Here is a 20991-nt window from a genome sequence, read left to right on the forward strand (position 1 = left end):
TTAGAACCCGATATTCAGACCAACCTGATACGACTTCGTATTTGGCAGCGTGCTGTGATCCACACCCCGGTCAAACGACGAGTTTGAAGCGCCTGAGCTAATTTCAGGATCATAGCCTGAGTATTTGGTAAATGTCAGCAGGTTGCGGCCTGTCAAAACGATCTGGGCTTTATTGAGATAGGGCAACTTAACCAGTTTAGACAGGTCAAATGCCAGCGAAACATTCCGTAACCGAACGAACGAAGCATCTTCTACATAGAAATCTTTCGTAGCGTTATTACCCGCCCCACGAGTACTGCCCCACAGGTTGTAGTAGGCACTAGACCAGTAAGCCGAATAAGCGCCCGTTTTTCCATCAATCGTTACCGGCTTTTCAAAATCTCCACTAATACCATCGCGGTACATCCACTCTTTCGTCTGATTGTAAAGATGGCTGCCATATACCCAGTCGAACTGGAAGTTCAACGTCAGGAAGTTTTTAAAACTTACCCCATTAATGAACGACATGTTAAACTTCGGGTTGGGGTTCATCAGCGGATAGGTCTCATCCGTAAACTGCATCTGGTAATCAGATTTTTTAACAACCCGTCCATCAACAATCGTATAATTGGCTTTATCGGCTTCCGTAATGTATTTTGTTTTGCCATCCTGACGAGTGTAATCCAGACTGGTTAAGGCCTTATAGCCATATACTTGGCCAATTGGCTGGCCCGGCGTCAGTACGAGAGCCGTGCTCCCTGCGGCCGTTGTCAGAATAATATCAGCTCCCCCCGAAATGGCGTCGATTTTCGAAAGCTGATGACCGAAGTTGGTCGTGAAATCCCACTTCAGATTTTTAGACGAGTAAACAGGCAGTGTTAAGGAGAATTGCACTCCATTGGACGACATGTTGATGGCGTTCGTTAACTGACCCGTCGAACCCAGCGAAGGAGGTACGCTGACCGTATAAATTACATTTTCGCTGGAACGCTTCCAGTACGTAAACGAACCAGAAATAGAGTTCAGCCAGCTACGGTTCGAATTCCCCCCAATGGTGAAGTCGGTACCCACTTCGAATTCTTTCGAAACCTCAACATTCAGATTAGGATTCTGCGTGGTCGTTGGAATGGTGTAGACCAGACCTGACCCTAGGTTACGCTGACTCAGGACCGGATACCGGTCGAAAGCACCGGGCTGAATACCAGCCTCTCCGTAAGCCGCCCTTAATTTGAAATACGTTACGGCATTAGAAATAGCACTATTTTTAAAGAACGACAAGGGAGCTATATGCCCATCGAAGTGTGGGAAGGTAAATGGGGTTGAGCCTGCACCAAAAGCCGATGACCAGTCCGTTCTAAAACCGGCTGTAATACCCCCAAAATCACCAAAATCAATTTTCTGGTTCACCAAATACCCATAGGTGATAAACGGCGTTACGATATCGTTGGCAACTGCCTGCGACGACGTAGAACTGATGTTATAGGGTGGTGCTGTCCCTAAACCAACGCCATAGGTATCATATTCTGTAGTCTTGTTCTTACGGTAATCGAATGATACCTGCGTACTGGTCTGAATGGGCAGATTTATATGAAAATCGTTCTGGAAATCGGTACGAATATAGGCCGTCCCCAGGAAATTCTGGAATGTGCTGTTGTACTGAAAGTTATCAATTTCCCCTTTCTCGTCCGGTGCATAGTTGCTGGCCCAGGTTTCGTAATATTCAGTGCTTATATTCTGCGATTGGTTGTAATACGTCCATCGGGCCGTTTCGTTCCGATAATTGATACCGTATTTAGCATCCAGTTCGAGAAATTTATTGACCTTGTAGTTCGCATTGAAATTCTGGACTACATCGATTTTGTTGTTAATCGCATCCGTATACTCCGCCTGATAATAAGGGTTACCTGCGTTGATACTGAGGAAATCAGCGGTTGGATACACCGGGTACGTACCATCGGCCAGCTTACGGGTCAGATCGAAGAAAGGCGACGTATTCAGGAACCCATAAACCGAACCAACATTTCCGCTTCCATTATTAAAGGGCGAATACATAGCCCCTAAGCCTGGCTTCAGCGTATTTTTAGTATATACTAACTGAGTGAGTGAACGAATTGTAAACCCTTTAAACAACTCTGTTCCCACGTTGGCCGACAGGTTACTTCTATTGATATAGCCGTTCTCCTTCGTCAGGATGGGCGACGTGGTGTGGTTGTTGGCAGCTGCAATGTTGAAGTCGCTTTTTTCCGATGCTCCCGAAATACTGATCGTGTTATTGGTGGTAGCGCCCGTTCCAAGCACTTGCTTAAAATGATCGTAGTATTTCAGATTGGCATTATACGGAGTATTGGCGTCGTTCCGGATATCCTGGATGGCGTAGCGGGTAGCACCACCGTACTTATACGAAATCCCGGTAATGGCACCGTATTGGGTATAGTCAAGGATATTTCCTTTGGCATCGACAATGTTATTACTCGCATCGGTCAGGTACGGGTGCAGCATGGCTTTATGCACATTACCCGTATTAAGAAATTCGTTGGCGGAGTAGCTGGTTGAGAAGTTAATGGCCGTACGACCTTTTTTGCCTTTTTTCGTAAAAATCTGAATGACCCCATTGGCCCCCTGGGCACCATAAATCGAGGCAGAAGCAGCGCCCTGTACAACCTCTACGCGGTCTACATTGCTTAAATCAAGTGAGTTGATATCGGTCGCGGCAACCTGTATCCCATCCACCATGATCAGCGGCTTGGTACCACCCTGAACCGAGTTGATCCCCCGCAGCAGAATATTAACGGGATCGCCGGGGTTACCACTGGTGGAGGAAATTTGGGCGCCAGGAATTTTACCAATTAAAGCCTGGTCGATGGAAGCGGTCGGCGTTTGCGGAAGATCTTTAGCCGATACACTTTCAACGGCAATACCCAGTTTGGCTTTGCTGGTAGCCACCCCACTACCCGTTACGACCACTTCAGTAAGCAGTTTCGAATCGGATGCCAGGCTTACATTGACCTCGGATTGATTACCAACCAGAACCTCCTGGGTAGTTGTTCCAACAAAGCTAAATACAAGTGTAGTCCCTTTTGCCGAAGGCACCATCAGGTCAAATACTCCCCCTCCATCGGTCGAAGTTCCTTTTGATGTTCCCTTTACAAGGATAGATACGCCGGGCAGAGGAGAGCCATCTTCGGCTGATGTGACCTTACCAATTACTCTTCGATCCTGTGCCCACGCAGTAGACCCAAGTAAGCATAGTAGAAATATGCTTATAAATAAACGTTTTCCCATTCTGTCAATTAGTGTTAAGTTAAGAAACAATACTCCGCTTAACAAATCTATCAATTAGGAAAAACCCTTGCAAATTGTCTACCTATTTACATATTAACCAATACTTGTTGCATTAATTTTATTTAATACCGAATAATATTCTGCAACAGCAAAGAAAATTAGTAACCGTACAAATAGAACTTTTTCAATTCCTGCTATTTGCCGGAATAATTTATGGACTAAGCAATTTTACGGAGTATCTCTCATCACAGAATAGTTCTATTTTTAGTAGTTTTTATATACGAATCGTTTAACAAGATTACTTAATTATAGCCAATTTTAATGCCTTTTTAATATTAGATTTCCTTTACAAAAATCACTTTAACATATATAGCAACAGACTAATATACATGTGTACACATATAACTCATGTACTACTTTTGTAATATAGCTGCAATGGCACACAGGATCTAGCATTCTTTCTGCTCCTGTGTGCCATCGTACACGCTTCGTCGTTAAATTTCTCAGCTATTTGCTACAAAGTAGTGTTCAATATCAGCAGCCAGCGACTTTGTGTATTGATACCCTATACGAAACAGTTCGCGGGACTTGCTTAGGTCGGTAGTGCTGTACTGCGCCAATTGAGGAGGCTCTATCAGAATGTTACAACGAGCGAATCGATCTTTGGTTTTGCTCTGAACAGCCAGTACAAGGCTCCGTTCAATCACTCCACGCATCGAACGTATAGGTTTTCGTGGCCCTAATATGTTGCAGTGCGAGCCGATCAGAAAATCCACTTTCGATTCGATAATTTCGACCGGCAGATTGTTCAGAACTCCCCCGTCTACGTACTGGCGTTTGTTGATCAGCATAGGTTCAAAAATTCCTGGCAGGCAGCAGGAAGCCAGTACCGGACGAATCAACTCACCCTTTTCGAATACAACCTGCTCGCCCTCGTTCAGATCAACAGCTAATACATGTAGTGGTATTTGTAAGCCCTCAAACGAATCGTGAGGAATGTATTTTTTATACAAATCGGCTACCGTATCGAGTCGAAGCAAGCCCATGCGATTCCAGGCTGGTCGCAGATGCCGCACGAACGATGACGATTCTATTATTTTAAGGCTCTCATCGGGCGAAAAACCCTGTGAGAATAAAGCACCAGTTATGGCACCAGCGCTGGTACCTGCAATATGATGAAACGGAATATCCATTTCACGAAGTGCCTTAATCACACCCAGATGGGCAATTCCCCGCGCTCCTCCGCCTGATAAAACTAATCCAACTTTCATGTTTTTCCGGTTGTGTAACGCAGACTTCTAGTTCGCAATGGAGTTAACATCTTATAACGATGCGAACTAGAAGTCTGCATTATAATAACTCCGATAAACGACCTTTGTCCTTGATCCGTACGCCTTTTTCGGTCATTTCGACCGTGGCAGCTTCGGTAACGGGGTCATGCTCAAATACCAGAATCCAGTTTTCGGCGGCCGCTTTTTGCAGTATATGCGTCTTTTCTTCCATCGTCAGCAAAGGTCGAACGTCATAGCTCATTACATAGGGCAACGGTATATGACCCGACGAGGGAATCAGATCAGCCATATAGGCAACGGTCCTCCCGTTGATCTGAAAAATGGGTAGTGTCATTTTTTCAGTATGTCCATCTACATATAGCAATTGTATATCTGTATAAGGGAGTCGCTGTTCGGTTAGAAAAGCCAGTTGCCCGCTCTCCTGTAAAGGCATAATATTTTCATGTAAAAACGACGCTTTCTCGCGCGGATTAGGATGAACGGCCCAGTTCCAGTGCGACGGATGTACCCAATAGGTTGCCTTGCTAAACACAGGCCTTAGGCTATCCCCATTTCGCTCAACAGCTCCACCTACATGGTCGAAGTGTAAATGCGTAAGCAGTACATCAGTAATATCGTCGGTCGAATACCCCGCTTTGGCAATTGAGTTAAGCAGACTAGCATCGCCAGGATGCAGATCGTAATGTCCGAAGAACTTAGCATCCTGTTTAGTACCAATGCCTGTATCGACGAGCAGGAGTCGATTGCCCTGTTCATAAAGCAGGCAACGCATAGCCCAGGTGCAGCGATTCAGTTCGTCGGCAGGGTTCAGTTTCTGCCAGAGGGGCTTGGGCACAACGCCAAACATTGCTCCTCCATCAAGTTTAAAAAAGCCAGTATCGAGGGGTTGAAGAGTCATAGAAGGTTTTTTGGCAAGTTAAATCTTTTACCTGTTTCAAGTCTACTATTCGTCAACTGGATATATGTGTAGCTGCCAACGATCTACCTAAATAAACCTGATTTGTCACCTTTATCAGATCGACCACACCTCAACTAACCATATACTATAATTTACCCCTAATCTGTTACCAACTGCTTATCTATCTTGAAGTAAGCAGTAACTATTAGATAGGACATGATTGTATGTTTTATATTTTAGTTTATACATATACACATAAAACACTATTAAATGAATATTCAGATATAAAATTTCAAATTTAAATAGTATACATTTGCTAAGTTCTCGCTTTTACATATATCAATTTAACTTTTTTGTAACTAATAAGCCTAAAAATTTTCTTTTAGCCTTCTTTTGGTATGGTTATAAACCAGTTAACTTTCACGCGATTTGTTGCTGCAATTAGTATTGTTTTCTTTCATTTTGCCATCAGCAACCCAATCTGGCCTTTATATTTACCATCGTTTCGATACCTTGTAGAATTCATACAGGTAGGCAACTTATCTGTACTTTATTTCTTTGTATTATCTGGATTTATATTAACGATCAGCGCTACCTCTTCAGAAGAAAAAATTAATAAGCGGGAGTTTTACAGAAAACGATTTGCCAGAATTTATCCAATCTATTTTATATCGTTTATTCTTTCAGTAATCTTTTCAACTAACTATTCAGCCTGGGATTATTTTTTAAATACTACCTTATTAAATGGTTGGGTTTGGAACAGTAACAATTTGAATCCCGCAGCCTGGAGTTTGTCAGCAGAAGTATTTTTCTATATAGTATTTCCTTTTATCGTACCTATAATCTGTACGCTAACAAACCGAGCCTTAATTACAGCACTATTTGTAAATAGTATAGCGCTATATTTTTTACAGGTTAACTATAATGGATTTTATCTGCCCAAGTATTTACCAACACCGATAGAAACAGTATTAAATTTTTCTTTAGGAATAATTGGCGGGAACATATTTATTCGATTTCAATCACTATTTTCCAGGCACGCTAGGATAATGGCTGTTCTTTTTGTCACGTCTATTATTCTGTTCTGCGTTTCTATTTTATATTATCACTATACCTGGTTTGATGGATTCTGGTTGTTATCTATTGTATTTTTACTTTTTATTATCAGTCTGTCAGCACTGCCAAAAAATTGGTTCCTTCCCCGACTACTATCAAAGCCCATGCTGGTAAAGCTAGGTGATATCAGTTTTTCAATTTTTATTCTACAGTTCCCAATTATGCACATGTATGACGCATTTCTGGCAAGGGGAAGGTTTATAATAGGTAATACAGTACATTTTTATACGTATTTATTAATTCTGATAATTACTTCTTTTATGACATATACATTTATTGAAAATCCACTTAGGAGAAAAATTAATAATTATCGAAAAAAGAAAAAGAAATATACACTGGAAGCAGCTTAAGCGAGTATCCCAAAGTACTCATTCCTGCACAGTCCTATGGCAACGGCAATAAACAGCAAGCACCAGCGCGTCCGTTGAAACCTGAATGAATCCAGGCAGGTAATATGTATAGCGAAAAATGCTATTTCATTACTCTAAAAAATGAAACGAACGTTTCTGATAACGTGGCAGTTGGATTTTCTCCCGCATATTCAAAAACGACTGATAAGGGCCAATAGCTGCTGTCGCGTTGACTAACCAGGCCGGTAGGGTTCCTCCTGGATCAACCTGGAACGTATAATTGATGTGCATTTTATTATCGGCTAAAGCATGCACTTGCCAGGCGGCCTGCCAAAACGCTACTCGTACCAATCCATCCTTCGGAGGCACCATATCAGGCACCGAATTAGTATTAATTTGCAACAGTTTGGCAGCCGGATCGTATGCAAATTGAAGGTGAATTACTAAATCCCGATTGGTCGCTGGCCAGGGCATTTCACTCTCCGAATAATAGTAAAATTCCGTTTCACTCACCCGTCGAAGCAACCGAGCCGATTTATTTTTATAAACAACCTGACTATACTGATCTACATCCGATAAAAAAGCGACCAGTTGAGAAAGTGAAGCAGCTAGTTCACAATCTACCCGAATTTCTTTTAACCGACTCCCATCCAGATGCCGGGAATATACCCGAATGCCATTTTTGTCCTTCTCCAGGTGCCAATCATCCCGCTTTTGCCCCAAGGCATTTATTGTTAACACAAAAAAGCACAGTCCCCATACTAGGTGCCCTTTAGATTTAGTCAATAGGCAACTCAGATTCTGAATAATTGTCATTGATTTCGCAAAAATAATGGTCCATTATGGCACCGAAACCCCAAAATTAGTTGTTTCGGTGCCATAATGGGTATACCGCTTCGCACAGCTACAAAAGGGCTCATTAAGTATATAGTACCCAATAGTTACATAAAATCAGACAGAAACCTTCTGACTATCAATCATTAACACAAATCTCTGCCTATAAATATCCTTTACGATCTCGTGTAATTATCAAAACTTTTCAATACTATTGAACGTATATCTTGCACGTTATAAGCGATTTTCCACGTCTCTACCTAACCTACCATTTACAAACAACTGTCTAAATCTATATACTACCGCTTTTCTGTATGAAACGAATTGTTCATAAACATCCACTGGCTATCCGGTGGTTTCACTGGGTTAACTTCCCAGTTCTATTCGTCATGATCTGGAGCGGCCTACTGATTTACTGGGCCTATGATCCATACAAAATTCAGATTGGCGACTATACCCTTGTATCGTTTTTCCCGGATGGCTTTTACAAATTTCTGGGCGTATCGCGTCGGTTAGCTGAAGGCATGGCCTGGCATTTTGTGTTCATGTGGCTGTTTATCCTAAACGGCATACTATATGTAGGGTACACGTTTATTTCGGGCGAATGGCGGCACCTGGTACCTGACCGAAACTCGTTTCGCGAAGCCATACAGGTTACGTTGTATGATCTGGGGCTGCGAAAAACCCAGCCACCGTTTATCAAATACAACGGTGCGCAGAAAATCGCTTATTTCGCCATCATGCTCATGGGAATAGGGTCTGTTTTGACGGGCTACGCTATTTATAAACCCACCCAGTTCTTTTGGCTAACGTCCTTATTGGGGGGTTATAAAGCAGCCCGACTCGAACACTTCCTCCTGACCCTGGGTTACGTTTTTTTCTTCGTTATTCATATCGGTCAGGTAATTCGGGCGGGCTGGAACAACTTCCAGTCGATGGTAACGGGGTTTGAGATTGTAAAGGCCAATGATCCTGATCGACCCATTCTAGACAAGCCCGCCAGCAGCGAGCCTGATGCCCCTACCGATACCCCTCTGGAGCCAATTGAGCCAACCCGTAACCCAGCTTTATCATGAGTAAAGAACCACAATTGCCCGAAGATACAATTCCTGAATCAACCGCTCGTCGGCGAACGCTCAAAGCGTTTGGCTGGTTTGCCTTAGCGGCTGTCGTTCCGGTTGGCGTTTACGAATGGATCAAAAACAGTCCGGGAGCCAAGGGAATCAAACGACCGTTGCGGAATGTGTTAAATGCCAACGAAAGCATTGCCCGGACGTATTTTAGCAATACCCATCTGGTTCCGACCTATTCGGTAGGAGAAGCAGCAAAAAAAGCCCGTGTGAATGGATACGATGGGATTAAATCACCCGTTCCCGAAGACTGGACATTGCAGGTCGAAACCCCGAACCGTTCACCGCTAATGTTAACCATTGAGGATGTGAAAGCCCTGCCTAAGCACGAGATGGTCTACGAATTCAAGTGCGTAGAAGGCTGGAGTCAGATTCAGCATTGGGGAGGGGTACGGCTTTCCGATTTTCTGGAGAAATACAAACTGGGAACCCATAGCGGCAATGCCCCAGACCCAGACAAAACTGATGATCTGTTCAAGTATGTGGGTCTGGAAACACCCGACAAAGGGTATTACGTTGGTATAGACATCGAGAGTGCGCTGCATCCGCAGACCCTACTAGCCTACGAACTCAATGGCGAGCCCATTTCGGCAGCACACGGCGCTCCGCTTCGGCTTATTATTCCGGTCAAATACGGGGTTAAAAATCTGAAACGAATTGGTCGGATGTTCTTTGCCGACGAGCGCCCCCGCGATTTCTGGGCCGAGCGTGGCTATGATTATTATGTCGGCCTGTAAAATCTGTATTCTATATGATTCACTTGCTCAGTTTCTTCATTAGCGTTGTGGGGCTCTTTCCCACTCATAAATCTGTCAAACCAGCCCCTCAGCCGGTTGTCGTGCTGGAGTTATTTACGTCGCAGGGATGTTCCAGTTGCCCACCGGCCGACAAGCTCTTGCAGGAAATAACGCAGCGGGCAGCCCAGTCGGGTCAGGCTATTTACGGCCTATCGTTCCATGTTGATTACTGGAATCGGCTGGGCTGGAACGATCCATTTAGCGCCAAATCCTACACTGATCGCCAGCGTCAGTATGATCGGCTCCTGAAATCGCAGACGTATACACCACAGCTTGTCATTAATGGCCAACAGGAGGTAATTGGTGGACAACGCGGACGTATTCAGCAGGCCATTCAGACTATTCAACAGCAATCTGCTTCCTCCTTTGTGGCTATCGAGGCCAGTCTAAAAAAACAGGGAAGCCAGATCAACGTCAGCTATGGATTATCCGATACGGGCCCCTACCGAATCAATGTGGCATTAGTGCAGAAAGAAGCGCATACAGCGGTAAAAAACGGCGAAAATGGTGGCCGAACGTTAGTGAATACCAATGTGGTCCGGCAGTTTAAAACGCAGGACAATCCGACCAAATCGGGCACAGCAACTCTGCTCATTCCCAGCGATTTGACAACCGATCAGACGGCCGTACTGGTGTACGTCCAACGAACTGACAATCAGCAAATCGTGGGCGCTAAACTGTTACAATGAAGTCAGATTGGTTTTACCAACAACAGCCTGTTTATTTTTCCTGAATAATCCGTTTAACCCCCTCACACATCAATTTGATCCGATGATAGGAAGCATCTGTATTAGTGTCTTTATCAAGCAGTATTCGTAGCCTGCCTTCATCCTCTTCCAGCTTGAATTCGGTATTATCGTCAAGCCTGGTGGTTATGTCAATGTGGTCACCTTTAACGGAGGTAGCAGGCGCCATCTTGACATTAATAAAATCCTGAACACGTTGGGTTTTTGCCTTATCGTATTTGGCCACAAATTCATATTCATCATCCGAGTCAGATACCGAAATAGACAGATCGCCATTCCCGGAGCAGGCCGATACGATGCCTACAATAAAGAGTCCATACAGTATATTGTTCATAGTGATCATTGTTTTACAAGGAACTATGCAATATACAGTAGTCAATATAACCCCTCCTTCTCAACTACACCAACGGTTCTTCCGCAGGATAAGTGATTTGACAATCAGCCAGATCACAAACTCACTGTCTGTTTTCCAGCTTTCAGTGGCACCGTTTTCCCCTTCCACCGCAACGTACCCGTTAAGTTGGTCGGTAAGGTTACACTGCCTGTTAGTCCACCTGTAGGCGTTTTCTGAAATTGAACAGCAATCTCACCCAAGGGGTGTGGCATCTTACCGTCCACTGTGGTCAGATCGCCCAGGAATGGCTCGATTCGCACAACCCGGAAACCAGGTTCGCCCGGTCGGATGCCGCAGGTCATGGACAAAAACTCATACAGGGGTGAAGCACTCCAGGCGTGGCAATCGGAGCGAGTTGGTTCAGGATTTTCGGCGAAGGTGGTTAGGCCCATCGCCAGCATATCGCGCCAGGGTTTTAGCTGCGCAACGAACTGATCGCCCATGCCCGTTTTTTTCAGTGCCTCGAACAAGTAAAATTTGAAGTAAAACGTAGCCTGTGTCAGCGAGGTATCCGTCATGGTTTTCTGCAACAAAACTTTTTGCTGCTCAGCCGAAACGGCGTTGGTTAGAACCGCCAGTATGTTGGCATGCTGGCTAAATGAGCTTTTCTCCGGGGTATCGGCAAACAGATTACGACTCGCATCCCAGCATTGTTCATAAACGGATTTGTTGAGCCGCCGGGCCAGTTCGCGGTAGTGTTCGGCCCGTTCGTTCTGGCCGTAATGCGCCAGCAAATCGCCTGCCCGCGTGTAGGTATATGCCTGTTGCAGCGACAGAATACTCGATCCGCCTTTCCTGGCTCCATTCGGAACCCCACCTGCAATTTCATCCTTCGCATTCTTCCACTTCGACCAGTCAACGAAATTCCACCACTCCATTGGTCCATTCAGGCCAGTTTTGGCAATTCGTTGCTCATGCCAGTCGAGCACGCTTAAAACGCCTGGAAGCAACGATTTTACGAAGGCATCGTCTTGCCGGTGCATCCAGTAATCATGAATCATGCACACCCAGAACAGCGAAAATGTCGGGATTACCTGCAAATCGGCCGATGGGTAGCGGCTTTGCGTTAATCCATCGCTGAATCGGCTATGGTCATAATCCATGATTGCTTTGCGCATCAGTCGATCATCGCCCGATACATACAGCGAAATAAGGGACTGAATGCGCGTATCGCCTGTATACTGTAACTGCTCGTAATACGGGCAATCGTAATAGGTTTCACCCGCACAAAGTCGGGCCGTTCGCCAACCCACATTCCAGAGTGGCTTCAACGTAGTGTCGCTGGCTGTAAACTGCGCTTTTTCGTCAAACGGATAACCCGTAAACTGCCCGATCAGATTGTCCAGCACAAGCGGTTCCTCTTTCGTTTCAACCGTCAGTTGCAGGTAGCGATAGGTGCGAAACCACAACGGCCGGAAGGTTCGTTTATCGGTTCCATCGGCCACAAACTGATCGTCGAAACCACGAATAGTCCGGCCTTCAACCTCATTCCGATTGCCTTTTTGTCCTTTGGCATCGATCAAGGCTTCGGCATACGAAAGGGTAACCACGCCACCTTTCCCCTTGCTGACAGTCAATTCAGGATAGGCATTCGTCAAATGGCCCTGATCGAGCAGAAACACCGCTTTTGTATTCTTCGAAACCGTCACTGGCGAATTACCCTGTAAAAAGGCATTGTCCATTTTGCCATTTTCGGCCCGTCGAACACTAGCCAGCCGGATAGGCTTCTCCTCCATCATCGGAATCGTGCGAGGTACTAATCCCCAGTTCCCATCTGTACCCAGGCCACGCGGTTTTGCCGGAAACCCAAACGCTTTCGCGGCCGCCCAGCTTTTATCGTCGAACGTTGACGATTCCCAACCCCATGGATACTGTGCCGCATCGACCCGGTCGCCATCGCCCATGACAATGTAGGTACGGAGCTTCGGAATATCGTTTTTGATGGGGGAATAGGCAAGGTTATGAAATACCTTCCAGCTAGCATCGGTATTAGCCGCTTTTTCGGCATCGGTATCACCCTGAACGATAAAACCAAGCTGGTAGCTCATTTGCGCAAAGGGAGCCCCTTCGCCCATGTACCAGACCTGTGCCGCCAGCACGTTTCGGCCCATCTGCAAATACGGAGCTAAATCCAGCGTTTCGTAGTTCCAGTTCAGCAAATCGCTACGCGCGGGCCCAAGTGCTACGGCTTTCCCGTTAACGAAAAATCGATAGCGGTTATCGGCCGACACATGCACCACAAACCGGGCTGGTTTTTGGGCCAGATCGATTGCTTTGCGGAAATGATAAATGCCATATTGGCGAGCCGACGCCGTAGGGTGAACAATCCACCGGGCCGACCAGTATTGTGAAGTCCAGGGTGAGGGCGTCGCAGGCGTTTGGGCAATAGCGACAGCCGAAACCAGAAAGAGCAGAGCGAGTAAGAATCGGTAAGGCATAGAAAAAGGCTTAGCAGTCGCAAAATAACGACATCCTAAGCCTTTTTCTATGCTTTGCTGTCCTGTGCTCATTCATCGTCAGCACTTTTTTGCTCTTCGATACCTGATTGACTGCCCACCTAAATAGCACGAGAAACTAAGCAAATTACTCATGACTGTCATCTGATTTCCTAAACTATGCCCTTCCCTTTGTACTTTCGTGCAGGAACTCCTAAAGCAATAACCGAATGTATTTTCTTGGATTCGACCTCGGCAGTTCGTCTGTCAAAGCGTGTTTGATTGAAGCGGAAAGCGGTAAAGCCGTAGCGTCAGCATTTTTTCCTCAGCCCGAAATGGTGATTGAGGCCCCACAGCCGGGCTTTGCCGAACAGCAACCGGAAATCTGGTGGCAAAACGCCTGCCTGGCGAGTAAAGCCGTTATGCAGCAGGCAGCTATCCAACCCAGCGACGTAAAAGCCATCGGTATTTCGTATCAAATGCACGGGCTGGTCGTTGTCGACAAAGCCTTTAACGTCTTACGGCCTTCCATTATCTGGTGCGATAGCCGGGCCGTTCCCTATGGTAATGCTGCTTTTGATGCCCTGGGGCACGACCGCACCCTGCATCATCTGCTCAACTCACCGGGCAATTTTACAGCCGCTAAACTGGCCTGGGTAAAAGCCAACGAACCCAATGTGTACGCGCAGGTGGCTCATTTCATGCTCCCCGGCGACTACCTCGCAGCCCGTATGACCGGCGACATCGTGACCACCGCATCGGGTCTTTCGGAAGGGGCTTTCTGGGACTTTCAGGCCAATGAACCTGCCCAGTTTCTGCTCGATTATTTCGGTTTCAGTTCGTCGCTGATTCCAACGATTAAACCAACGTTTGCTCCGCAGGGTGAACTATTGGCTTCGGCAGCCGCCGAGCTTGGTCTTGCTGCGGGTACGCCGGTTACCTACCGCGCTGGCGACCAACCCAACAATGCTTTGTCGTTAAACGTGCTGGAACCCGGACAGATTGCCGCTACGGCAGGCACATCGGGCGTTGTATATGGTGTTAGCGATCAGGCGAAATACGATCCCCAATCACGGGTCAATACATTTCTGCACGTTAGCCATACAGCCGAAGCCCCACGGTATGGGGTATTGCTGTGCGTAAACGGCACGGGTATTCTGAATAGCTGGCTTCGAAACCAGGTACTGGGCCGCTCAATCAGTTATGCCGACATGAACGTACTGGCTCATGAAGCGCCGATCGGTGCCGATGGGCTAGTCTGCCTGCCCTTTGGTAATGGTGCCGAACGGATGCTGGAAAATGCTGATCTGGGTGCATCCTTCCATGGACTGCAACTGACCCGTCATGGCTTACCGCATCTGATTCGGGCTGCGCAGGAAGGTATCGTTTTCGCCCTGTACTACGGTATTCAGATCATGGAAAGCGTAGGCGTCGGACTGCAAACTATCCGGGCAGGCGAAGCCAATATGTTCCTGAGTCCACTCTTCCGCGATACCCTCGCCAACCTTACCGGAGCCACCATTGAGCTATACAATACCGATGGGGCGCAGGGTGCTGCACGCGGAGCCGGAATGGGACTTGGCTATTACAAAAATGCCCAGGAAGCATTCTCTGGCCTACACGTTACGAAAACCATTGAGCCCGATATGCGAGCACAGGAAGCTTATCGGGATGCTTATGCAAAGTGGCAACAAAATTTAAGCGTTCGCTAACGCAATCCAATAGCCAATTTTATATATTGGACCTGTCTAAACGTTCTTTTCTACGCTTTAAACAGGTCCATTTACTTATAAACGCTATGAAAAAACTGGTCTTACTTCTATCTGTTTGGGTAGCAATGGTGGGTTGTATGCCAACTATTCAGGTCGTTACGTTGCGGGGCTCAAACGTAAGCCCATCGCAGGAAGGGCTGGCAATGGATAATGATACGCTCACGCTTCGTTACAATTTTGCCAGTGAGCGGGGCCTGATGCAGCTTAGTATAGTTAATAAACTCAACAAACCGCTATATGTCGACTGGAAACGGTCGTCGTTCATTATTGGGCAGGACAAAGTCGATTATTGGTCAGATGTGTCCGATGTCCATTTAAGCGGTTCGGCGTCGCGCTATAGTCGGTATGCCTCTTCCGTCTATCTGGGTGGAACGATCAAGAAACAGGAACCTATTGCGTTTATTCCGCCCCAAACCAAGCTCGAAAAGAAGCAGTTTGTCGTCGTTCCGCAAGGCAGTGTTCGCCTGACGGGGCCATCTACGATCGAGCAGGAAAAAGCGAAATGGACTGACCGGAAAAAACCAGTCGATATTGTCAATTACGCGTATTCGGCCGATCAATCGCCGTTGACGTTCCGGAATTACCTGACACTTTCGACCGATAAAGATTTCAAGACCGAATTTACGATCGATACCAAATTCTGGGCTTCGGACGTGAAAGTGCTCCCTCGGGATCAGATTCTCACTCAACAAACGAGCACCACCTATGATGGAAGAGGTTATTATATACCCGCCGTCTTCAAACAGCCCGATGCCTTCTACGTTCAATTACCTACCCAGTAAATGCTAAATTCATTTCGAAACAACGTACGTCAATGAACCCTATTTTCACCAAACTAAACTATAAAGCACAATCGGAAATAGCCGTTATCAATGCGCCCGACGAGTTTCAGCCCATTCTGAATGATATGCGAGAACTCACGACAATCGTTACTGAACCGAATCTGATTCAGGCAGGTACGTTTGCGATAGCCTTTGTCAAAACGCAGCAGGAAGTGGATTCCGTTAGTCAGCAACTAGCCAACAAAATCCAGGGTGATGGGTTGCTTTGGTTGGCTTATCCAAAAGGCTCGTCAAAAAAATATACATGCGATTTCAACCGTGATACGGGATGGGCTATACTAGGTCTGTTAGGGTTTGAACCTGTTCGAATGGTAGCGATTGATAATGATTGGAGCGCTTTGCGATTCCGGCGAGTAGAATACATCAAAAAAATGACCCGAAACGAGAAAGGAGCCCTTTCGGAGCAGGGAAAAGCAAAAGTGCGTGGCGAAGTCTAAAAGGGGCTTCCCTGTTTGTGAGGTCAGGAATTACTATTCTTAGTTTTCATTTTAGGTCTGCCCATTATGGCGCTGGTCGATGTGGTGCGCAGTGAATTTCGTGGATCGAACGACAAGTTAATATGGGTTATTATCATCGTTTTCCTTAACATTATAGGTGCTTTGCTCTATTTTTTCATCGGACGAAACCAGCGTATTTCATGAAACCATTTCTATGCCTTATTGGGCTCTGTTTAGCCATCCCCTCCTTTGCTCAGTCGCAGGATGAAGCAGCCGTTAAAACAACCATTAAACTGATGTTCGACGGGATGCGCAAAGGCGATTCCACGCAGATCAAAAATACATTTCTACCGGGTGCTTCTCTTCAATCTATCGCCAAAAATAAAGAGGGAGAGATTTCGGTACGGAACGAAGACATCGGCAAGTTTGCAGCCTCTGTTGTCAAGTATCCGGCCTTTGCGCTCGATGAGCGTCTATCGGGGATGGAAATAAAAATAGATGCCGAACTCGCTACCGCCTGGACACCCTATGTGTTTTATCTGAACGACAAAAAAAGCCACTGTGGCGTTAATGCCTTTACGCTGGTAAAAGTGAATGGCAACTGGAAGATTCAAAGCATTATTGACACCCGTCGGCGCGACAACTGCCCGGATCTACCCAAATCATAACTCAAACGTTCATCCCCACTTCGGCAGCCGTTTTTCCAGAAAAGCGGCCATGCCTTCTTTAGCGTCGGGCGTTTGCTGAAGTTGCTGAAACTGTTCGTATAAAAAAGCCTGCTGTTCGCTCGATGGCAGGCTTTTTAGCTGTTGAAAAGCCCGAAGTCCGAACTGCATAGCCGTCGGCGAATACCGTTTTAACTCAGCCACCAGATCAGCAACAGCGTTGTCCAGTTCACCCACTGGCACCACATGCGTAACCAATCCTACTGCCTTAGCGTCATTTGCGGTGAGTGTCTGCGCCCGTAGGCACAGGTCAAGCGCCGTTCGGGCAGACATGATCTCGAGTAAAACAGCCAGCACCTGAAACGGAAATAGTCCTCGTTTTACTTCGGGCAAACTAAAGGTTGCCACTTCCGATGCCACCACGTAGGTACTACCGCCTACCAATAAAAAACCACCCGCATATACTGGCCCCTGAACTCGCGCAATGCAGGGCTTATGAAGTTCTGTCATCAATTCACCTAACCGAACTGGACCCGTTGGAGCCGGTACGGTTGTGTTTTCACCATCGCCCTGCGAAAGGCTCTTCAGATCCATACCGGCACAAAACGTATCGCCTTCAGCCGCCAGCACAACGAGCCAAACGTCTGATTTGTAATGCGCATAGGCTAGGGCAAATGCCAGTTCGGTAAGCATTGACGGATGTAGCGCATTCTTTTTCTGAGGTCTGTTTAGCGTTATGGCAAACACATGATCGTTGAGCGATGTGAGCAGGTAACGAAATCCCCCAGCGGGTAAAGAATCGGCTTGTTCAGCAGTGTACAACATGGCAGAAAGGTACGGAAATACCGTTTACAAAATCTTTTCCGACCTCATATATGGTTATATCGCCATTTTGAGTTATCTGGATGATAAAGCTTTCTTCCTATACTTCCCCATGAGAACCATTACATTTCTGTGCCTGATGCTGTTAGGCATTCCAGCCGTTCGGGCTACCCACATGATTGGTGGCTATATTCAGGCAAAATCTGTTTCAGCATCATCGCTGACCTACGAAGTAACGCTCATTTTATACATGAACGAGGTACAGGGCAAACAGGCAGCCGATCAGGCCGATAGTTATATCATCTGTTTCGGGGATGGCACCAGCCAGAACGTAACCCGGCAAAACCGATTGTTCATAGCAAACAATACGATGAGTATCAACACCTACCGCATTAATCACACGTACCCGGCTCCCAACACCTATACCTTAACCTCGATCATTTCGAATCGGTCAATGGTTCAGAACATCACAAAGGCCGACTACCAGCTTTTTACCCTGAGCACCGTCATCAACACCAATGTAGTCAATCAGACGCCAACCCCTGGTTATCCGTCGGCGGGTTTTCAGGCTGGGGTCGATAAAAAGCTTATTCTATCGTTAAAAGCAACCGATGCCGATGGCGACAGCCTGGTTTACGGATTAGCCAAAGCGCTGACCAGTACCGACGAAAAGTCCTGCGATAGACGTCAGGCGCCCACCTATCAGTTTCCGAATGATGTAACCCGCCAGGGAATTTTCAAGCTTAACAGCCAGACGGGTGAACTGATCTGGGATGCTCCTACCCAGGCAGGACTTTACAGCCTGGTTATTACGATCGACGAATACAGGAATGGGTCATTTATCAGCCAGACAACTGAAGAACTTACTGTAACCATTTACGATTCACCCGGAACACCTACCCCAATTCCACCCTACGAACCCGCTATTCTGGGAACTGGCAGTATCGTTACCAATACGGTCGTGTATTCCGACCCAGATGTCGTATTTATCACCTTTCCCAACCCAGTCGAAGGTAGGATGCAGGTTGTGATTCAAACGAGCAATCCTACCACGGCTACCCTGCAACTGACGGATGTAAATGGCCGAAAATTACACGAATTGAACTTTGCCAAAGCAGCCCGGCAACACGAACAGGTCATTGGTATGGATAGTCTGACGCCCGGAATCTATATGCTTCGCGCCGACATCAATGGCCGGTCCTTGCTAAGGAAGATTGTAAAGCGGTGATTTTGCCAGATTTCTAGCGTCATCAGGGTAAAACAAGTCTCAAAACAACTGTTTCCAGGTTCCTTTCATCCAGTTGTATTTGAGCGTACTGGGAAGTGCCCGCCAGAAGTATTTATTAATTTCAACGGCAAACGAAGGCTGCATATAACAATTGATAGCGCAGCCTTCGCAGCCGGGCAAACGACCTTCCAGCGCAACCAGTTCCTGTACGTCGTCGGAGCGATACAGGTCGAACAGCTTACCGTCGATGGAAAACTCTTTCAGCCCTAAATGATAGCAGGGTAGCACCAGCTTGTTTTCGGGAGAGATAACGAGGGTGGTACTACCTGCCCGACAAACCGGATCTTCGACCTGATTACCACCATCGCGTCGAAGCTGGATAAATCCATCGTTCAGGTACACATTCGGTTGTTTGCCCCACCACGACATCTGCTGAAGGGCATCTTCTGAAAAGCGTTCACCCGTCTCGACCGTGTTGTATTCGAACACGGGATTCAGAATAAGTACCAGGCCATTAGGCTGGCAAATCTCGTCGTATAGTTGTCTGATCTGGTGAACATTATGCTCAAATACAGTAAACAGAATATCTGGTTGTTCGCCCAGTTTCCGGGCAATGGCGATGGATTCCATCACCTTATCGAAGCACTTTACCCCACGCGAACGGTCGTGTTCTTCGGCAATGGGCGAATCGAGCGAAAAGTGGAGCATATCGACCAGTCCACGGAGCTTGTCAGCCTGCTTCGGATAGAGCAGTGCGTTGGTGGTAACCGTCGTGATAAAGCCAAGTCGTTTGGCTTCCTGAAGCAATTCGGGCAGTTGGCGGTGCAGTAAAGGTTCCCCACCCGTAAAATCGATAACCCGAACCCCTAATTTTTTTAAGTCACCCAGATTTTGCCGGGCATTTTCAAGCGTGACATAGGGTGAAGGCCGCTCCCATATATCACAAAAACTACAGGTCGCATTGCAGCGGTAGGTGATGTAGTAATTGCAAAGTACCGGATGGGAGATAAGGCGCATAAGAAAGGAGCGAGGAGTTAGGAGCGAGAATGGCTGACGCATCAAGAAAAATATGCGTCAGCCATTCTCACTCCTAACTCCTAATACTATAACACCAGCATCTTAAACAAGCTCACAACTTTGTCTTTCAGATCTTTCCGGTCGACAATGAAATCGAGGAAGCCGTGTTCGAGCACAAATTCAGCACTTTGAAACCCTTTGGGCAGATCTTTGCCGATGGTTTCGCGAATAACGCGTGGTCCTGCAAACCCGATCAGTGCATTCGGCTCAGCAATGTTAAAATCGCCCAGCATAGCATACGAAGCCGTAACGCCACCCGTTGTCGGATCGGTCAGGAGCGAGATGTAGGGCAATCTGGCTTTATCCAGCAAAGCAAGTTTAGCCGATGTTTTGGCCATTTGCATGAGCGAAAAACCAGCTTCCATCATCCGGGCGCCCCCCGAACGTGAGATCATCAGAAAGGGCGTCTTATTGGCAATGGCATGATCGATAGCACGAGCAATTTTTTCACCAACAACCGATCCCATCGAACCGCCGATAAAATTGAAGTCCATAACGGCCATCGTTACGGTCAGTCCATTCATGGAGCCATAAGCTGTGCGAACCGCATCTTTGAGCCCTGTTTTCTCAATGGTCGATTTGATCCGCACCGGATATGGTTTGGTATCGACAAATTTGAGCGGATCGCCTGAGCGCATATCAGCATCGAGTTCGGTGAACTCGTTATCGTCAAACAGCAGCGCGAAATAGGCTTCTGAGCCAATTTTTTCGTGATAATTGCAATGAATGCAGGTATAAGCGTTGAGTTTATGCTCCCGCGTTTGCATTGCTTTTTTACAATTTGGGCACTGATACCACAACCCGTCGGGAGCTTCCCGCTTCATTTCGGTTGGGGTCTGAATACCCTTATCTTTTCGGACGAACCAAGACATTTTTCAGTTTGCGATTTTCTGGA

Annotated in this window: 19 protein-coding genes; 10 read left to right on the plus strand and 9 right to left on the minus strand. The window is 46.7% G+C overall.

Annotated elements, in window-relative coordinates; genetic code table 11:
* The 3 genes from B5M13_RS24625 to B5M13_RS24635 all read right to left on the minus strand — a co-directional run bounded on the left by B5M13_RS24625 (position 1) and on the right by B5M13_RS24635 (position 5451).
* Positions 1-3261 (minus strand): SusC/RagA family TonB-linked outer membrane protein, encoded by a 3261-nt coding sequence (locus tag B5M13_RS24625; RefSeq protein WP_080058195.1) that lies wholly within the window; start codon positions 3259-3261, stop codon positions 1-3.
* Between the two features lie 503 nt (positions 3262-3764).
* On the minus strand, positions 3765-4532 hold the full coding sequence (locus B5M13_RS24630) for a patatin-like phospholipase family protein (protein WP_080058196.1): 768 nt from the start codon (positions 4530-4532) through the stop codon (positions 3765-3767).
* Positions 4533-4611: 79 nt separating this feature from the next.
* A complete protein-coding gene (locus B5M13_RS24635; protein ID WP_080058197.1) occupies positions 4612-5451 on the minus strand; it encodes an MBL fold metallo-hydrolase in 840 nt (279 codons plus the stop codon).
* Positions 5452-5849: 398 nt separating this feature from the next.
* Here B5M13_RS24635 and B5M13_RS24640 point away from each other — a divergent pair, with 398 nt between their 5' ends.
* Complete coding sequence (locus B5M13_RS24640; RefSeq protein ID WP_080058198.1) at positions 5850-6917, plus strand: acyltransferase family protein; 1068 nt, start codon at positions 5850-5852, stop codon at positions 6915-6917.
* 129 nt (positions 6918-7046) lie between these two features.
* Here the strand turns inward: B5M13_RS24640 and B5M13_RS24645 are convergent, their stop codons facing one another.
* Positions 7047-7733, minus strand: coding sequence for an SRPBCC family protein (locus tag B5M13_RS24645; RefSeq protein ID WP_080058199.1), 687 nt, complete (start codon positions 7731-7733; stop codon positions 7047-7049).
* Positions 7734-8065: 332 nt separating this feature from the next.
* Between B5M13_RS24645 and B5M13_RS24650 the strand changes: the two genes are divergently transcribed.
* Genes B5M13_RS24650 through B5M13_RS24660 form a run of 3 tightly spaced genes read left to right on the plus strand, consistent with a single transcriptional unit; the run spans position 8066 to position 10367 of the window.
* Positions 8066-8827 carry a cytochrome b/b6 domain-containing protein gene (locus B5M13_RS24650; RefSeq protein ID WP_080058200.1) on the plus strand — a complete coding sequence of 254 codons (762 nt, stop codon included), beginning with the start codon at positions 8066-8068 and terminating at the stop codon, positions 8825-8827.
* Positions 8824-9618 (plus strand): molybdopterin-dependent oxidoreductase, encoded by a 795-nt coding sequence (locus tag B5M13_RS24655; protein ID WP_080058201.1) that lies wholly within the window; start codon positions 8824-8826, stop codon positions 9616-9618. Before B5M13_RS24650 ends, B5M13_RS24655 begins: the two co-directional genes overlap by 4 nt.
* 14 nt (positions 9619-9632) lie before the next feature.
* Positions 9633-10367, plus strand: a complete 735-nt coding sequence (locus B5M13_RS24660; RefSeq protein ID WP_080058202.1) for a DUF1223 domain-containing protein — start codon at positions 9633-9635, stop codon at positions 10365-10367.
* A gap of 31 nt (positions 10368-10398) precedes the next feature.
* Here the strand turns inward: B5M13_RS24660 and B5M13_RS24665 are convergent, their stop codons facing one another.
* Both B5M13_RS24665 and B5M13_RS24670 read right to left on the minus strand, forming a co-directional pair.
* Positions 10399-10758, minus strand: a complete 360-nt coding sequence (locus B5M13_RS24665; RefSeq protein ID WP_080058203.1) for a hypothetical protein — start codon at positions 10756-10758, stop codon at positions 10399-10401.
* Positions 10759-10871: 113 nt separating this feature from the next.
* The gene (locus tag B5M13_RS24670) at positions 10872-13256 is read right to left on the minus strand and encodes a family 78 glycoside hydrolase catalytic domain (protein ID WP_080060070.1); all 2385 of its coding nucleotides are present in this window, start codon (positions 13254-13256) and stop codon (positions 10872-10874) included.
* A 227-nt stretch (positions 13257-13483) separates the two neighbouring features.
* Here B5M13_RS24670 and B5M13_RS24675 point away from each other — a divergent pair, with 227 nt between their 5' ends.
* From B5M13_RS24675 to B5M13_RS24695, 5 genes are all read left to right on the plus strand, one after another.
* Entirely contained in the window at positions 13484-14965 is a 1482-nt protein-coding gene (locus tag B5M13_RS24675; RefSeq protein WP_080058204.1) for a xylulokinase, read from the plus strand.
* Between the two features lie 86 nt (positions 14966-15051).
* The gene (locus B5M13_RS24680) at positions 15052-15807 is read left to right on the plus strand and encodes a hypothetical protein (RefSeq protein ID WP_245859469.1); all 756 of its coding nucleotides are present in this window, start codon (positions 15052-15054) and stop codon (positions 15805-15807) included.
* 32 nt (positions 15808-15839) lie between these two features.
* Complete coding sequence (locus B5M13_RS24685) at positions 15840-16304, plus strand: hypothetical protein (protein WP_080058205.1); 465 nt, start codon at positions 15840-15842, stop codon at positions 16302-16304.
* Between the two features lie 66 nt (positions 16305-16370).
* Positions 16371-16508 carry a PLDc N-terminal domain-containing protein gene (locus B5M13_RS24690; protein ID WP_080058206.1) on the plus strand — a complete coding sequence of 46 codons (138 nt, stop codon included), beginning with the start codon at positions 16371-16373 and terminating at the stop codon, positions 16506-16508.
* Positions 16505-16972, plus strand: a complete 468-nt coding sequence (locus B5M13_RS24695; RefSeq protein ID WP_080058207.1) for a nuclear transport factor 2 family protein — start codon at positions 16505-16507, stop codon at positions 16970-16972. The genes B5M13_RS24690 and B5M13_RS24695 overlap by 4 nt, the downstream gene beginning before the upstream one ends.
* A 9-nt stretch (positions 16973-16981) precedes the next feature.
* Here the strand turns inward: B5M13_RS24695 and B5M13_RS24700 are convergent, their stop codons facing one another.
* Positions 16982-17794: an enoyl-CoA hydratase/isomerase family protein gene (locus B5M13_RS24700; RefSeq protein ID WP_080058208.1), complete on the minus strand. Its 813-nt coding sequence runs from the start codon at positions 17792-17794 to the stop codon at positions 16982-16984.
* 109 nt (positions 17795-17903) lie between these two features.
* On the opposite strand from B5M13_RS24700, the gene B5M13_RS24705 reads away from it, so the two are divergent.
* Complete coding sequence (locus tag B5M13_RS24705; protein WP_245859477.1) at positions 17904-19019, plus strand: T9SS type A sorting domain-containing protein; 1116 nt, start codon at positions 17904-17906, stop codon at positions 19017-19019.
* Positions 19020-19058: 39 nt separating this feature from the next.
* On the opposite strand, the gene B5M13_RS24710 is transcribed toward B5M13_RS24705, so the two are convergent.
* Complete coding sequence (locus tag B5M13_RS24710; protein ID WP_080058210.1) at positions 19059-20036, minus strand: radical SAM protein; 978 nt, start codon at positions 20034-20036, stop codon at positions 19059-19061.
* An 86-nt stretch (positions 20037-20122) separates the two neighbouring features.
* Positions 20123-20968, minus strand: coding sequence for an acetyl-CoA carboxylase, carboxyltransferase subunit beta (gene accD, locus B5M13_RS24715; protein WP_080058211.1), 846 nt, complete (start codon positions 20966-20968; stop codon positions 20123-20125).
* Positions 20969-20991 lie beyond the last annotated feature (23 nt).

This window comes from Spirosoma aerolatum, from assembly GCF_002056795.1.
GTDB lineage: Bacteria > Bacteroidota > Bacteroidia > Cytophagales > Spirosomataceae > Spirosoma > Spirosoma aerolatum.

What these genes read in the sequence shown, in the direction of transcription:
- B5M13_RS24700 (WP_080058208.1), bottom strand. Translation starts at nt 17,794, where the DNA reads ATGTTGTACACTGCTGAACAAGCCGATTCTTTACCCGCTGGGGGATTT.
- B5M13_RS24625 (WP_080058195.1), bottom strand. Translation starts at nt 3,261, where the DNA reads ATGGGAAAACGTTTATTTATAAGCATATTTCTACTATGCTTACTTGGG.
- B5M13_RS24635 (WP_080058197.1), bottom strand. Translation starts at nt 5,451, where the DNA reads ATGACTCTTCAACCCCTCGATACTGGCTTTTTTAAACTTGATGGAGGA.
- accD (WP_080058211.1), bottom strand. Translation starts at nt 20,968, where the DNA reads ATGTCTTGGTTCGTCCGAAAAGATAAGGGTATTCAGACCCCAACCGAA.
- B5M13_RS24710 (WP_080058210.1), bottom strand. Translation starts at nt 20,036, where the DNA reads ATGCGCCTTATCTCCCATCCGGTACTTTGCAATTACTACATCACCTAC.
- B5M13_RS24650 (WP_080058200.1), top strand. Translation starts at nt 8,066, where the DNA reads ATGAAACGAATTGTTCATAAACATCCACTGGCTATCCGGTGGTTTCAC.
- B5M13_RS24630 (WP_080058196.1), bottom strand. Translation starts at nt 4,532, where the DNA reads ATGAAAGTTGGATTAGTTTTATCAGGCGGAGGAGCGCGGGGAATTGCC.
- B5M13_RS24680 (WP_245859469.1), top strand. Translation starts at nt 15,052, where the DNA reads ATGAAAAAACTGGTCTTACTTCTATCTGTTTGGGTAGCAATGGTGGGT.
- B5M13_RS24690 (WP_080058206.1), top strand. Translation starts at nt 16,371, where the DNA reads ATGGCGCTGGTCGATGTGGTGCGCAGTGAATTTCGTGGATCGAACGAC.
- B5M13_RS24670 (WP_080060070.1), bottom strand. Translation starts at nt 13,256, where the DNA reads ATGCCTTACCGATTCTTACTCGCTCTGCTCTTTCTGGTTTCGGCTGTC.
- B5M13_RS24705 (WP_245859477.1), top strand. Translation starts at nt 17,904, where the DNA reads ATGAGAACCATTACATTTCTGTGCCTGATGCTGTTAGGCATTCCAGCC.
- B5M13_RS24655 (WP_080058201.1), top strand. Translation starts at nt 8,824, where the DNA reads ATGAGTAAAGAACCACAATTGCCCGAAGATACAATTCCTGAATCAACC.
- B5M13_RS24660 (WP_080058202.1), top strand. Translation starts at nt 9,633, where the DNA reads ATGATTCACTTGCTCAGTTTCTTCATTAGCGTTGTGGGGCTCTTTCCC.
- B5M13_RS24640 (WP_080058198.1), top strand. Translation starts at nt 5,850, where the DNA reads ATGGTTATAAACCAGTTAACTTTCACGCGATTTGTTGCTGCAATTAGT.
- B5M13_RS24665 (WP_080058203.1), bottom strand. Translation starts at nt 10,758, where the DNA reads ATGAACAATATACTGTATGGACTCTTTATTGTAGGCATCGTATCGGCC.
- B5M13_RS24645 (WP_080058199.1), bottom strand. Translation starts at nt 7,733, where the DNA reads ATGACAATTATTCAGAATCTGAGTTGCCTATTGACTAAATCTAAAGGG.
- B5M13_RS24685 (WP_080058205.1), top strand. Translation starts at nt 15,840, where the DNA reads ATGAACCCTATTTTCACCAAACTAAACTATAAAGCACAATCGGAAATA.
- B5M13_RS24675 (WP_080058204.1), top strand. Translation starts at nt 13,484, where the DNA reads ATGTATTTTCTTGGATTCGACCTCGGCAGTTCGTCTGTCAAAGCGTGT.
- B5M13_RS24695 (WP_080058207.1), top strand. Translation starts at nt 16,505, where the DNA reads ATGAAACCATTTCTATGCCTTATTGGGCTCTGTTTAGCCATCCCCTCC.